Here is a 14,456-nt window from a genome sequence, read left to right on the forward strand (position 1 = left end):
TATTAATCAAAAAAGAAGTGCGGAATTATGGTATTCAAAAATAAAAAAATTATCATCGGCCTCATTGGCATTTTTGTCTTGCTGTTAGCAGGCTGTTCAAATAATAAATCTACTACTAAAAAAGAAAATACTTTGCCAAGTGCCAAAACGATTTTGACTAAGGCGCAAAAGACCAAGTTCGATTCGATGCATACTACTTGGAACGAAACTGAAAATGGGCAAACGATTCAAAAAGCAGAAGCTCAATACGTTAAGGATCCAACAGTCATCTACGCTAATGTGGCCACAGCTTCCAACCACTATAAGATGTGGATTGAAGGTAAAAACAACTACATCCAAATGAAAGGCACCAGTTCTAGTCACTGGTTTAAGACCAAACTAGGCAAAAGCAGTTCATATGCTGTATTAACAGACAGTTTAGACAACATGCTTGATCCATTCGTTGCTACCAGCAAGAGTTTTAAAGTTAAACCAAATGGCAACGATTATGTCCTCTCTTATAAAGGAAACAATAAGAAAATTTGGAATGCCATCGTCTCCGATTCTGCGATCACGGCTTTGATCGGCATCGATTTAGACAACGTGAAACCAATCAACAACGAAATTTTGATCGACGTTGATAAGAGCTACCACATCACTGATGTGAAGGTGGTTTCTACCTATAAAGATGAAGGCACAAAGAGAACCTTTACCATGAATGCTGATCAAATTGACCAGATCAAGAACTTAGAGGTTCCTGCCAATGTTAAAAAAGGCGCAGTCGATTTAGGAAAAATGAGCACGAACAATTAATACTAAGTCCGAATCCGAAGAGATTCGGGCTTTTTTCGTATATAATAATAGGTGTAACTATAGGAGAAAAATCATGAATACAAAACTTAAAAAAGCATTTATTGGTATTTCACGCGCTACCCTATTCTTACTGGGTGGCTGCAGTCAGCAAAAGAAAAACACTGCCGACCCAGTTTTAACTAAAAGTCAGGTAGTGCAAAAGGCTAAAAAGAGCTTCAGAAGTGGCCAAGTCATCCAATCTGTTACCTTGGGCACTGACACTTCTAGCCAAGTAGCCTTGGCAAGCACTACCTTTGGTGGCGAATCAACTGTCTACCATATTACTAACCAAACAACCAGCAAGGGCAAGACTCGTTCAAGCGAAGAATGGGTCAACCTGAACAACGTCTACATCAATGGTCGTGATACTTGGTACAAGGCTGATCTTGAAAAATTAACGGGTCACTCATACGCAGATTTGACTGACGCGATTATGAATAATCGTTTGATCCATAATCCAAGCGACACTTTGGTTAACGCCTACAAGATGAAGCGTAATAAGAAGGAAAAGACTTACACTTTGACTGCTAATATCAAAGACAAGGACTTAATGAAAAAAGCAGCAGCGCCAGTCTTCAATACTGTGCCTCAAAGCACTAACCAAGCTAGAGTTTTCAAGCAAATTCAAAAGTATGGCAAGTACAAGGACATGACAGTTAAGGCTGTAGTAAGAGACAACAAATTGGCTGGCTTCAACGTCTTCGTGAACATGAAGCTGGGCAAGATGATGACGGTTAAGGTTGGTCAAAGTTACGGCAACTTTGGCAGCCACGACTTCTTAAAAGTACCAACTTCCGCAACTAATGCTAAGCCATTGCCAACAACTGATAATAATAGTAAGAAAAAGTAGAGGTTGAATTATGAAATTAGGAATTATCGGAAGTGGAATGATCGTCCACGATTTTTTGAAGACTGCTGATAAGATCAACAATCTAGAACTCACAGCAATTTCATCAACTGTCCGTAGCAAAGATATTGCCCGGGAATTAGCTAACCAATATGGCATTAAGAAAACCTACACTGATAACGAAAAAATGATGGTAGATCCAGATGTCGATACGGTTTACGTGGCTGTGCCAAACTTCTTGCACTATGAGATTGCCAAAGAAGCATTAGAGCATGGTAAAAACGTAATCTGCGAAAAGCCATTTGTCGAAAGCACGGCGCAAGCAAAAGAATTAAAGCAACTTGCCGACGAAAAAGATTTGATCATCCTTGAAGCAATCACCAACCTTTATGTAGAAAACTTCAAGGCAATTCAAAAAGAGATCAAGAATATTGCACCAATTCATATCGTGAACATGAACTACACGCAATACTCAAGCCGTTATGATGCTTTCCTTAAAGGCAAGATTGCACCAGTCTTTGATCCAAATAAAGATGGTGGTGCTTTGATGGACTTAAACATTTACAACATTCATCTTGTAGCGGCCTTGTTCGGCTTGCCTGATAAGGTGCAATATTACGCTAATATGCAAAAAGGCGTTGATACATCAGGCATCTTGCACTTGTCCTACCCTGACAAGCAAGCATCCCTCACCGCATCAAAGGATAGTTACGTAACGCCACGTTCATTCATTGAAGGTGAAAAAGGCAGTATCTGTATCGATGGTTCAACTGGCGAACTTAACAACTTTACAGTACAAATGCGAGGCAAAGAACCTAAGCGTTACAACTTGAATAAATACGACCACCGTATGACGAGCGAGTTTAATGCGTTTAGTGAGATCATCGATAATCATGATACGGTGAAAGCTGATGAAGCATTTGTGAATACGCTTGAGTCAATGCAAATTTTGACTGCTGCAAGAAATTCTGAGGAATAAAAAATCAAACTAAAAAAGATTGATTGTCTTCGTTACAAAAAAACGTTGATAATCAATCTTTTTATTTTTGTCTTACTTTTGTTTGGAATATACTCCAATAAAACCTGATTTTTAGTATTTATTTGGAATACTTTCCAAATAAATACCATTTTTGTCTCTCATTTGGAATACATTCCAAACAAAAAGGAACCATCTTATGATAGTTCCTTCTTATCTTGATCATGACTACTTAACAAATTCCGTACCTGATCAGCATCCTTGAATTCACCAGAGAAGACCAAAACATCCCCCGGCTCAATCACAGTCCAGCCGTGCGGAGCCAGCCACTGATCTCCACGCCAAATTCGACTGACCGTAATCTTGTCGATAAAGTCCAAATCGGCCAAAGGACGCCCAGTGTAATGCGTATTCGTAACCTTAACTGAGTAAAGAATATTCTTCGTATCCGTAATAATCCGGTAAACGGTTGGCGATTCAATCAACGCACGCATCAAGGCAGAACGAATATTGGTAAAGTTAAAAATTTCAATATCTCTTTGGTTAAATTCGTCAACAATATCGCTATCAACCTGACTGAGTCGTGCAATTACACGCTCTACTCCAGCTTCTCTAGCATCCCTTGCCAAGTCGGCATTGTTCTCATCCGTGTGACTGGCAGCCACAAAGATATCACAATCATATGCGCCGGCCTTCTCCAAGGTCTCCTTATTCAAATCAGGCAACAAGGTAATATTATCAACGCGGCTATCATAAGTTTCGTAGCCGACTTTGTTAGCAGTATAAATCTTGACTGAGTACCAATTATCGTGCAAGTCGTGGGCAACCGGCACCGTGAAGGCGTTGGCCCCAATAAAGGTAACGGTCTTCTTGATTCTGTCTTCCGGTGACAAAACGAAACTCGAGTTAAAGACGATCGGACTCAAAATACATACGATAACTGCGGCCAAAATAAAGGCATCGGATTGTGTTGAAGTAATGGCGTGCAATCTTCTCGCAACTTGCAAGGTTGGCAAAACAATCGTAATGGTTGTAGCAGTTAAGAAGCCGCCGGCAAAAGCATTGCGCTTTTCAAAGAATCTCATGTAGGTTAAAACAACCGGCAACTTGGCGAGCAATAAGAAAATAACCAAGACTGGCAAAAGCATTAAGGCTGAGGGATGGGTCAAGAATGAACGCAAATTCAATCTTACCCCTGTCATAATGAAGAAAATAGGAATAAAAAAGCCATAACCAATTGAGGTCAACTTATCCTTAGTTGCTTCACTTGGTTCAAGCAGCTTCATGACCATCCCAGCCAAAAAGGCACCTAAGATGTTCTCAGCCCCAACAGTTTCGGCAACAGTAACTAGTGCAAAAATTAAGAAAAATGCCAAACGAATATCTAGTTGCGTCGTTGACTTCGTCACCTTGGCAAACCACAAATATGGTTGCTTAAATCGACGCAAAAGAATAATTGCGGCCAAGAACAACAAGATGATCAACCATAATTGTCCTGCGTTACCACCGTTGATTGATGCATAAATGGTAAGCAAAAGCAATGGAATAACTTCACCAAGCACAGCTGTTAACAAAATCGTCTGGCCAATTGGCCGACCCAAAATGTCCTTTTCCTTCAAGGTGGCAATCACCACGCCGAGAGCAACGGTCATCAAGATAATCGCAGCCAGCATAACTTCGCTGAACAAACCGATCCATTTCAAAACAAAGGCCAGGGCCACAGCCATGACGACGATTCCACTAAAGGCAATCACGGCTGTCTTCAGCGGATCAACCATTTTTCCGGCTTGTGATCTACCCTTCGGATTATTCTTTCTTTGCAATAAATCGAAGTCGATTTCCATCCCTGATAAAAACATCAGTAAGATCACGCCCAGATTAGACAAAAAAGTCAGATCGTGCGTCGAAGAAATCAGGTTGAAACCACTCGATCCCATGATAATCCCCACGATAATTTCGGCTACCGCGGTTGGGACATTGCTAATTTGAAAACGAGCCATAAATATTGGAATAATTAATGCCAATAATACGACTAAGAATAGCGATAATTGTGCCATACTCTTCCCCTTTTTTCATTCAATCAACATGCATTATACAAAAAAATATGCCTCATTCCCATCGTTTTAGGAATAAGACATATTTTTCTCTTAATTTACGTCACTTGCTAAAACATATTGTGTAGCATTCAGTGCATAGTACTTTTGACCTTTAATAGTAATCTTGCTGCCGTAGACTAATACTCGGCTGCCCTTCTTGACCTTGTTTTGCTTTTCGATCTCACCAGTGCGAGTACGTAAGTAAGTATCCTTGTTCACGGTTTTAGGCGTTGCGTCGATGTTTGAAGCAACTACGTATTGGTCCTTGCCAATCTGGTAGTACTTCTTGCCATTGATCATCTTGTAACCCATGACCACAACAGGACTGCCGGCGTACTTGAGCTTCTTGGTGTTCTTGCCCTTAGCATCATAGATGTAGGCATCGTGACCTAAAGTTACAGCACCTTGAACAACTGGAATTTCTTCCTTAGTCTTGTTTGGATCCTTATCCTTGTCCTTCAAGTTAGATTGAGATTGAGTATTCTTCTTTTGCAAGTCGTAGTAATACTTAATCAATGAATAAAATTGATCCATGCTGTAGCCCCATTTTTCAAAATAGCCATCGGGGTCAACGTGGTCAGTGCCACCAAGGAAGTTGCTGACGGCGTGGTGCGACCAAATCGTACCTTGACCATCATCGCAGGCATTGTCCGGCTGCAAATCGTAACGGTGTAAAAGCTTAGCAATGTAGATCGCATCATTATTAATTGACTTAATAAATGCATCCCTACTATCTTCTTCACACAATTCAACTTGAATAAATCGGTTGTTCGCCTGCTGACCCGCACCCCAGGTACCCATGTCGGGTGAGCGCATCTGAATTACTTGCTTACTGTCGACGAAAGCATGAACATAGGCCTGGATGTTCTGCCATTCACGGTTGAAGTAAATTGCTTCATCGTGGGCAGTGGCACCAGGGTCATCGGTTTCGTGAACGACAATTCCCTCTGGTTTACCATTTTGGTATTCAACGCCAGGGAATTTGTTGTACTTGATACCCTCAAGTTTGAGCATCTTGTATAAATAAGTAACACCGCTGTACTTATATTTCTTAGCTTCAGTGTTAATCGATGCCGCTTGAGTTTCTTCATTATTAAAACTAAACGTATCGATTAAACTGATGGCCGCAATAAATGCGATCGTTAATTTCTTTAGCTTCACTAAACCATCCTTTATTACATGAAGTTAGATTTCTTGATGTATTGACGGATACCAACTCTGTAGTACTTGGCACCGTTAATAGTTACGGCGCTACCGTAGGTAGCAACTTGTTCGTTCTTCTTGCGCTTCAAGTTGTTGTCGCGGTTGCCATATTGGTTGTAAACGTAAGAATTACGCTTCAAGAACTTAAGGGTACCGTCGATGTTGCCGGCTGCGATGTATTCATTTTCGCCAATACGGTAGTAGCTCTTGCCCTTGATGGTCTTGGTGCCGTAAGTGTTGATTAACTTAGCGCCTTCTTCGTCGTTAACCTTGAACATCTTGCCAGCGAGCTTCTTGCCGTTCTTGTCATATACGTAGGCATTGTGCATCAAGTTCTTTTGGATCTTGGTTACACCCTTTGGAGCTTGAGTGATTGGTTCACTGCTACTGCTCTTCTTGCCCTTGCCAAGAGCACTGCCGTTGATCCAGCCCTTGCCGTCGATATACATTCTGGATGAGCCATTATTATAGGTAATGGTCTTGGTCACAGTAACCTTTTCGCCTTGCTTAACTGAGCCGACTGGACTAGCAACTGAGTGGTCGGTTGGCCAGTTGTAGACTGAGCCGCCCTTTTCGACGGTGTAAACCTTAGCAGTCTTAGTGACAACTGGATCATACTTGCTCAAATTGTGAGCGGTGATTCTTGAGTTAAGTGCGGAATCATATTGGGTATCGGTTGCGTAAGTACCGGTCAAAGCCTTGGTAGCTTGAGCATAGTTATCGGCGTTTTCGATCCAGGCACCCTTGTAGCGAAGTGGTTGCCAGGACACACCTTCACGCAACTTTTGTCCGTTGTCTTCGAATGATTCTTCCAATGTATTGTATTTTCTAAATTTAGCGGTGACGTAGTAACTCTTGCCGTTCTTATCTTCTTCACGCGTCTTAGAGGTATAAGTGGCACCAGTCCAACTATCATCAGCCTTCATACCAAAAAGATTGTTCGCATTAACTGCCAATCCTGATTGGCCCCAGCCGCTTTCAACGATGGCTTGAGCAATCATGACTGATGGATAAGTACCGTACTTCTTAGCAGCTCTTACTGCTTGCTTGGCGGCCTTATTCAAAAATTCTGCTTGTTCATCGGTTGTTGCTGCGGAAACTTTTTGGCTATGAACAATATTTATAGCATTGCTTACAACTGGCGTAGCTACTGAAGTCAACATAACTGCGCTAGCAATGCTGGTCAAAAGTCTCTTCTTCATAAGTTGGTTCCTCCTATTATTAACAGTTCTATTGTATCTAGCAAGTTATTTTAAAACAAGGGATTCGGCTGATTTGTATGATAAAAGTAATATTTCAATTATGTTATTTTAATAGAAATAAAACATGCATATTTGCACTTTAATTTTGAGGACGATGTTATTGTTGGAAACCTTTTTTGTTTTTGCTGTGCTCTATTCACAGCTAGCGAAAAGCCGCGGCGGAAAGAACCCACTCAACCTCCCCTTAGCAAATAAGAGGAAGGATCACTCCCACACCACACCTACTCTAGTATCGCGTACTCAATATACGTGCTTCAGGCGTGCAGCCTGTTGATCCTTCAGCAAGATTACTACCTCGCGAGAGTTATAAACTCGTGGATCTTGCTTTGAATGATTTTGTACATTATAGGCTCCTATCACCATGCTGAACCTATGGCCTATTACATTTTTTTATATTTCAAGGAGGAAAAGACCACATGAAGAAAAATTTAAGAATTGTTAGCGTTACTGCTTTATTAGCTGTTGCTCCAGTTGCTGCTTCTGCCGTATCTACTGTTTCAGCTGCTGACGCTGCTACAACTACTACTGCTACTCAAGTAAAAGATCTTGGTACTTTAAAGGGTACTATTGTGCTTGACCGTGGCTCAAACACTCAATTTAGCGTTAAGTTAAGCGATGCTCAAAAAGATGCTATCTTGCAATTAGGTGGTGCTGATTTAAGCAATGCTAAGCCTGAAGACATGAAGGACATTGCTGTTAAGTCAGCAACTGGTCAAAATGCAAATGGTGTATTCCAACAAACTATTACATTTACTGTAAACAACAAACCTTACCAAGTTACTGTAAATGCTAAGTTTGCTAGCCAACAAGGTACTCCTTACTTCTACAACAAAGATACCAACACTGTTGTAAATGATGGTAGCACTGTTTCATTAAATGAAATTGCTAACGGCTTTACACCAGATTCACTTTTGACTGCTATTAAGAAACACTACGCTTGGAAGACTAGTGATCAATCAAACGATAACATTGAAATGACTACTACTGCTTCAGATGTTGAAAGCCAATTAGTAGCTCAAGACTTGAAGCGTGCTTCAAACGGTAGCTTTGATTACCCAGCAAACGGCTTCAACCTTAAGTTAACTGCTAAGACAGAAAATGGTAACACTGCTTCAATCACTGTAAGAATTAACGCTTCAGTAAACTACAACGCACCAGCATTTGTATTTGATGGAAATGTTTACTACAATGACAACGTTATGTCAAACGGTAAGACTTCTGGCAATTTAGTACTTAAGGATACTGATAAGACAAAGGTTATTGTAAACGGTAAGTTTAACGATGCTATTGTAACTGATTCTGTCAAAACTTACGTACAAAGCGCTTTTGGTACTACTTTTGACAAGACTGCAGCAGACTTAGCTGCTCACCAACAATTAATTAACCCAAGCAACATCAAGATTGATTCAAGCAAGGTTAATGCAAGTGTTGCAGGTTTGTACCCAGTAACTATTACTGCTACTAACCCAGCTGGCTTCACTTCAAAGCTTGTTGTTTACGCAATTGTAATGGGTCCTACTGAAAAGGCTCCACAAGAATACGTAAAGGCTGATAACACTAAGGTTTACAACATTAACGGTAACGTTGTTTCAGAAGCTGCTAATATTTCAACACTTTCAAAGGGTGCAACTGTTTACACCTTCGGCAAGGTAACTGTTAACGGTGTTGAATACACTCGTATCAACAAGGAAGGCTCAAACGAATTCGTAAAGAGCTCAGACTTAACTGCAACTAAGCCAGACACTACTGTTCCAAGCCAAAGCAAGACTATTATGCACAACGCATACGTTTACAAGTCTTCAAAGAAGCGTGCTAACAAGGTTACCTTGAAGAAGGGTACTGTAGTAACTACTTACGGTGGTACTGACACATTCAAGATCGGTAACAACACTGAAAAGACTTACGTAAAGGCTTCAAACTTTTAATTAAGTCTTGTAGGACACACTGATAAATAAGAAAGGCAGGGCGAAAGCTCTGTCTTTTTTTGGAGAAAATTATAATGAAAAAACGTTTTAAATTTACCAGGATTATTCGCTACAGCTCCAGTGTTTTCATTGAAAACTAGTGTTCCCAACACTACTCAAGCTGCATCGACTATAACTAAAAAGAATGTTATAACTCATCTTCTTGGTGAACGAAATGTATATATTAATAGCACTAAAATTAACGGCTCTGCTTCAATTAATAATATTAGTTTAGTCAATAATTCTGGAACTGAGATTGAAACAAATGATACTGTTTTAACCGATGGTAAATATACTTTGAAAGCTCAGGCAACAGTAATAGGCTTGACACCCACTTCAACTGATCGATCAATTATTATTGCGAATAATAATGGCGAAATTCTGGGATCAGCGAATGTTAGTGCACACGGTGCCATTGCACAAGGCGGAATTGAATTTGATTTTACTATTAAAAATGGTAAGTTAAGTTGTACAAGTTTAGGAAATGTTGCTAAAAATACCAAGAAAACCACTAAGAAAAAAGCCAAAAAGAGAAATAAAAAAGTAACACATAAGAGAAGTCACAAAAAAGCTCATAAGAAAGTTGCCAAACATACTAGAAAAAGAAGATAGGATTTTATAGTACAACTAATAAAATCCATTACTCAACCGGAATTCGAGTAATGGCCTTTGTTTGCACTTTTTTGAATAAAATGCAGTTTTCTTAATATAACCTACACCTAATAACGTAATTTTTTCTGTATAGTCTAGCACCTAGTTCATTGTTTACTATTTTTCCATTACATTACGCAGCTTCTGCAATAACTGCTTCTTCAATCGTTTCAACGCAATGCGTGGCACGCCACATTCTTCGACTAATTGCGTGATCGTCTTCTTCTCAAGCAAATGTTCAAACAGAATTACCTGTTCAAGCTGACTAAGCTTCTTAGCTTCATTCTTTAATGCAACAAGGTTATCCCAAGCTGCGGCTTCACCGAGATCATAGACGAGATACTGCGCTAGTTGTGAGTCGTTCTCAATTTTCCACTTAGTAAGGTCCTTGGACCAATTACGATATTCTATGTCAGTGGGCAAGCTGATAACCCCCATGTTACGACGCTTGTAGGCTGACATATTCATCACACTCCCTTATGTCTAAATATATCTATATTTATTATATTTCTAATAATTATATACATATTTTATAAGATATATGTTATTAAACTAGAAGAAAAAAGTATAAAACATTGGCTTTTGTCATCTATAAGGTGTACCGTGATGATAGAAGGCATGGCAGAGTAAAATGATTTAACCTAAAAAATACCGTAGCCAAATTAAGCTACGGTATTTTTAGTACTATTTATTAGAGCAAAAGGAAAACGAGGCATTTGCCTCGTTTTCCTTATATACTACTTAGACTTAATTAAAAGTTTGAAGCCTTTACGTAAGTCTTGTCAGTGTTGTTACCGATCTTGTAGTATTGCTTACCGTTCTTGAAGGTGTATGAACCACCGTAAGTAGTTACTTCAGTACCCTTCTTAAGAACAACCTTGTTAGCACGCTTCTTTGAAGTCTTGTAAACGTATGCGTTGTGCTTCAAAGTACGCTTAGTACCATCGATGTTGTCTGCGTTGATGTACTTGCCAGTTGCCTTGCCGTTTTCGATTACTTCGTAGTATGAAATACCGTTAGCAAGCTTAGTAGTGTTCATAGCAACAGTTACAGTGTTGTAACGAGTTACCTTGTCAGTACCAACACGCTTAGCGTCCTTGTCGTAGAAGTATGCGTTGTGCATAACAGTCTTGCTTTGACTTGGAACAACAGGTTCTGCAACGTTAGGAACAGTTACAGTTACTGGTAAAGTAGCTGACTTACCGTTAATTTTTGAAGTTGCCTTAACATTAACAGTGAAAGTATGTGGAGCCTTGAAGTAACCTACTGGGCTTACTTCAATCTTTTGAGCCTTTAAAGCATCCTTGACAGCAGTTTCAGTGTTAAATGTAACATTATCCTCAGTCAACTTCTTATCAGCATATTGTGCTGCAAAGTACTTAGAATTAATTGCAGCTACAACAGATGCAGTGTTAAGTTGACCTTGGTTGTCAGCGTCAATAGAAACAGCACCAGTTGTTACAATAGCACCAGTTGTTACATCGTAGAAGTTTACATTGCTGTTGTAAGTAGTGTCAATTGCGTAAACATTCTTAATTTGTACACTTGAAAGCTTAGCAACACCATCTTGGTCTAACGTAACCTTTACAGTTGAAGCAGGTTGGTCACCTTTATCTTTAGTAAAGGTTACATTTGGGTTAGCTGAACCAATAGTAATATCCTTACCTGCATTTTCTGAACCAAAGTTAAATGAAACACCAGGAACAGTTACTGTGTAAGGCTTGCCAGCTTCTAATGCAGCTGGCTTAACAGTCGTATTATTACTATCGGTAATAGTAGCATTTTCTGAATCCGTTGGTAAGTTAGCAGTGTATGACTTACCATTGTAACTTGCTGAAATACTACCAGTAAGGCTACCTGAGATAGCTGGCATAGTATCGCTCTTAGCAACTGCAGCAACAGCAGATATGCTTGGAGTTACGTCAACATCGTACTTAGCATTAGTATTAGTATTGATAGCTGAACCAGCGTTAATAGTAGTAGCAGCGTTAACTGGCATAGCAGTTGCAACAACAGGTGCAACAGCTAATAAAGCAGCAGCAGCAAAGCTAACAATTCTTGAATTTTTCTTCATGTGGTCTTTCCTCCTTGAAATATAAAAAATGTAATAGGCCATAGGTCAGCATGAGAAAGGAGCCTATAATGTACAAAACTCTTCAAAACAAGATCCATGAGTCTATAACTCTCACGAGGTAGTAGTCATTGCTGAAGAATCAGCATGCGTACAGGCGTCATGCCTGAAGTACGTCCTATTACTTACCACGGTTCCTATTTTACTAACCTGAGCAAAAAATAGCAAGTTAAATAAACTGAAATCTTTCTTTTGTAATATTTTTCACCTTTTCCGTCACATCAACGTTTAACCGACCTCTTTTTTAATAAATAGCCAAATCCTAGCTATAACAAGAAAAAGGCGGACTCCAGTCCGCTTTTTTCTTTAAGAATCTTTACCTTTTTTTACAAAAGTATAACAAACTTCAGCAAAAAAGTAATATTTGTATTAATGTTTCTACAAAGATTTCGTATTTAAACTAGTGTGATACTTCACTTTTTAACAAGTTTGTTTTTCAGTAAATCTATGACCTCAAATAACAACTCAAGATTAGTCTTGCTCGTCTGCAGATTCTGCTTGATCAGCATCCCCATCGTTAAAGATGTCGCTAACAGTACGTTCAATATATGAAGCATATTGAGGAGTAACGTAATTCTTAACACCGTCTTTCTCAAATACGTTAGCTGACGCAATAGTAGTCATCGCACCGCGAACTTGTTCTGCAGTAAAATTATCCATTGCATCCCCCAACGTAACACTTGTCTTCTTGTTCTTACCATTCAAAAAAGTTAACTTCAAAGTCTTAGTAGTCTTAGCCATTTAAATTTTCCTTGTTTTCCTTATTATGTTAACTAACTTATCTTGCCTAATTATTCAGCTGCTTCGACAATACGTCTTCTCTGAATTAAGATCGCATCATCAAGTGAATCGTCTTGAAGACTTGCAATTGCCTTACCCACATTTTGAAGGGCATCAGCTTGCGCATCCTTAGACACATTCTTGAAGCTACGGTTCTTAAGTCCGCTCTTGTATTCCTTGTTACCGAAAGTAAATTGGATTGATTGTTCAGTTAATTCAAAATTCATGTTTAATTTCTCCCCATCTTAATATTTGTTAAATTTTGAGCTTTTTGTAATCAACCTGCCGGCCAGATGTCTTACACTATTACTAACAATTTGAAACCTAAAAATGGGCCAAATTTGTTGAAATAATTTTTCTAATCAAGGGAGAGGAAGTAAAGAATAATAATTCAATATAATAAAGGAATGAAGTGAAACTAAAATATAAATACTACCAAGTCTATTCAGAAAGATAAAACATAGAAGTAGACTTGTGGCCTACTAAAGATTTAATATTTTGTTCGCTTGTTGACACATCTCTCCTTTGCTAAACTTATGTTTGCATTGGAGGTGAGACAATTGATTAAGACTCAAGTAGTTGAATTAAGACCAAATAAAACGATGAGAAAGCAATTGGATAATCTTTGCGATTATCGTAGATATTGTTGGAATCTAGCTTTGGCTACCTGGCAGACAATGTATGATGCTCATACTTTAAATAAGACTGATAATCCCAGTCCTAATGAGCGACGAGTTCGAGATGAACTTGTTGCAAATAAAGCAGATTGGCAATTTTCTTTGTCTGCTAGATGTCTGCAACTAACTGTTAAGGATCTAGCAAATGCTTGGAAGGCCTTCTTTGATAAAGCTCAAACTGATTGGAGTAAGCCACAGTTTAAATCAAAGAAAAATATTAGACAAGGCTTTAAAACCGATCGAGCTAAGGTAATTAATGGCAAGCTTCGATTAGACAAACCGAAAAATATTTCGTCTTGGTATAATATTTCAACCTATGAGAAGCTTAAAATGACGCAGATAAAAATTGCTAGTATCTTCAGAGAAAGACACCATTATTATGCAGCCCTTTCTTACGAAGAAGACATTCCAGCTAAAACAAAGACTGGCACAAAAACAGCTATAGATGTTAATGTTGGTCATTTTAACTATACCGAAGGTCAAATCAGTGTTTTACCAACTAAATTGCAGAAAATATACAAACGAATCAAGCATTATCAAAAAGTGCTAGCAAGAAAAAGAAAGATCAATGGTAAATTAGCTACTCAAAGCAATAATTATGTACAAGTGAGAACCAAACTTCAACGTGATTATCGCAAGGCGGCAAATATTCAAAACGATCTTTTGCAAAAATTTACTACTTATTTGGTAAATAACTACGATCAAATTGTTATTGAGGATCTACAAGTTAAGAAAATGATGATGTCGCATGTTGCTTCAAAAGGAATGCAAAGATCGTTATTTGGTAAATTTAGGCAGGTTCTAACATATAAATGTGAGTGGTATAAAAAAGGGTTAATTTTAGCTGATAAAACATATCCTTCAACACAAAGATGTGCTAAATGTGGTTATGTTAAAACAGGTGACGAAAAGATCACTTTATCTGGTAATAAAAAATATGGTACCAAGCACAACGAATATGTATGCTATAAATGTGGTTATCAAAATGATCGCGATGATAATGCAGTATTAAATCTTTTAGTTTTAGCAAAATAAGAA

General features: G+C 38.7%; 13 protein-coding genes. 6 read left to right on the forward strand and 7 right to left on the reverse strand.

What is annotated here, in order from left to right:
• The first annotated feature begins 27 nt into the window (after window positions 1-27).
• The 3 genes from LA20531_RS04930 (at window position 28) to LA20531_RS04940 (ending at window position 2,657) form a co-directional block, all read left to right on the forward strand.
• Window positions 28-792 carry a DUF6612 family protein gene (locus LA20531_RS04930; RefSeq protein ID WP_056939638.1) on the forward strand — a complete coding sequence of 255 codons (765 nt, stop codon included), beginning with the start codon at window positions 28-30 and terminating at the stop codon, window positions 790-792.
• A 73-nt stretch (window positions 793-865) separates the two neighbouring features.
• Window positions 866-1,681 (forward strand): hypothetical protein, encoded by an 816-nt coding sequence (locus LA20531_RS04935; protein WP_056939637.1) that lies wholly within the window; start codon window positions 866-868, stop codon window positions 1,679-1,681.
• A 10-nt stretch (window positions 1,682-1,691) separates the two neighbouring features.
• Window positions 1,692-2,657, forward strand: coding sequence for a Gfo/Idh/MocA family protein (locus tag LA20531_RS04940; protein WP_056939636.1), 966 nt, complete (start codon window positions 1,692-1,694; stop codon window positions 2,655-2,657).
• Window positions 2,658-2,851: 194 nt separating this feature from the next.
• On the opposite strand, the gene LA20531_RS04945 is transcribed toward LA20531_RS04940, so the two are convergent.
• From LA20531_RS04945 to LA20531_RS04955, 3 genes are all read right to left on the reverse strand, one after another.
• Window positions 2,852-4,711: a monovalent cation:proton antiporter family protein gene (locus tag LA20531_RS04945; RefSeq protein ID WP_056939635.1), complete on the reverse strand. Its 1,860-nt coding sequence runs from the start codon at window positions 4,709-4,711 to the stop codon at window positions 2,852-2,854.
• A gap of 90 nt (window positions 4,712-4,801) precedes the next feature.
• The gene (locus LA20531_RS04950) at window positions 4,802-5,911 is read right to left on the reverse strand and encodes an SLAP domain-containing protein (RefSeq protein WP_056939634.1); all 1,110 of its coding nucleotides are present in this window, start codon (window positions 5,909-5,911) and stop codon (window positions 4,802-4,804) included.
• A 14-nt stretch (window positions 5,912-5,925) separates the two neighbouring features.
• Window positions 5,926-7,155 carry a glucosaminidase domain-containing protein gene (locus LA20531_RS04955; RefSeq protein ID WP_056939633.1) on the reverse strand — a complete coding sequence of 410 codons (1,230 nt, stop codon included), beginning with the start codon at window positions 7,153-7,155 and terminating at the stop codon, window positions 5,926-5,928.
• A gap of 476 nt (window positions 7,156-7,631) precedes the next feature.
• Between LA20531_RS04955 and LA20531_RS04960 the strand changes: the two genes are divergently transcribed.
• Both LA20531_RS04960 and LA20531_RS04965 read left to right on the forward strand, forming a co-directional pair.
• Entirely contained in the window at window positions 7,632-9,140 is a 1,509-nt protein-coding gene (locus tag LA20531_RS04960; protein WP_236704134.1) for an SLAP domain-containing protein, read from the forward strand.
• 129 nt (window positions 9,141-9,269) lie between these two features.
• On the forward strand, window positions 9,270-9,791 hold the full coding sequence (locus LA20531_RS04965) for a hypothetical protein (protein ID WP_236704133.1): 522 nt from the start codon (window positions 9,270-9,272) through the stop codon (window positions 9,789-9,791).
• 156 nt (window positions 9,792-9,947) lie between these two features.
• On the opposite strand, the gene LA20531_RS11560 is transcribed toward LA20531_RS04965, so the two are convergent.
• The 4 genes from LA20531_RS11560 to LA20531_RS04985 all read right to left on the reverse strand — a co-directional run bounded on the left by LA20531_RS11560 (window position 9,948) and on the right by LA20531_RS04985 (window position 12,968).
• A complete protein-coding gene (locus tag LA20531_RS11560; protein ID WP_236704132.1) occupies window positions 9,948-10,292 on the reverse strand; it encodes a hypothetical protein in 345 nt (114 codons plus the stop codon).
• Window positions 10,293-10,581: 289 nt separating this feature from the next.
• Window positions 10,582-11,904, reverse strand: coding sequence for an S-layer protein SlpH (gene slpH, locus LA20531_RS04975; RefSeq protein ID WP_056939632.1), 1,323 nt, complete (start codon window positions 11,902-11,904; stop codon window positions 10,582-10,584).
• A 528-nt stretch (window positions 11,905-12,432) separates the two neighbouring features.
• Window positions 12,433-12,702 carry a DUF2922 domain-containing protein gene (locus LA20531_RS04980; RefSeq protein ID WP_056939631.1) on the reverse strand — a complete coding sequence of 90 codons (270 nt, stop codon included), beginning with the start codon at window positions 12,700-12,702 and terminating at the stop codon, window positions 12,433-12,435.
• Between the two features lie 50 nt (window positions 12,703-12,752).
• On the reverse strand, window positions 12,753-12,968 hold the full coding sequence (locus LA20531_RS04985; RefSeq protein ID WP_014565523.1) for a DUF1659 domain-containing protein: 216 nt from the start codon (window positions 12,966-12,968) through the stop codon (window positions 12,753-12,755).
• 333 nt (window positions 12,969-13,301) lie between these two features.
• Here LA20531_RS04985 and LA20531_RS04990 point away from each other — a divergent pair, with 333 nt between their 5' ends.
• Window positions 13,302-14,453, forward strand: coding sequence for an RNA-guided endonuclease InsQ/TnpB family protein (locus tag LA20531_RS04990; protein ID WP_056939630.1), 1,152 nt, complete (start codon window positions 13,302-13,304; stop codon window positions 14,451-14,453).
• Window positions 14,454-14,456: the final 3 nt, after the last annotated feature.

Origin of the sequence: Lactobacillus amylovorus DSM 20531 (assembly GCF_002706375.1) — a bacterium.
In the GTDB taxonomy this organism is placed as follows: Bacteria; Bacillota; Bacilli; order Lactobacillales; family Lactobacillaceae; genus Lactobacillus; species Lactobacillus amylovorus.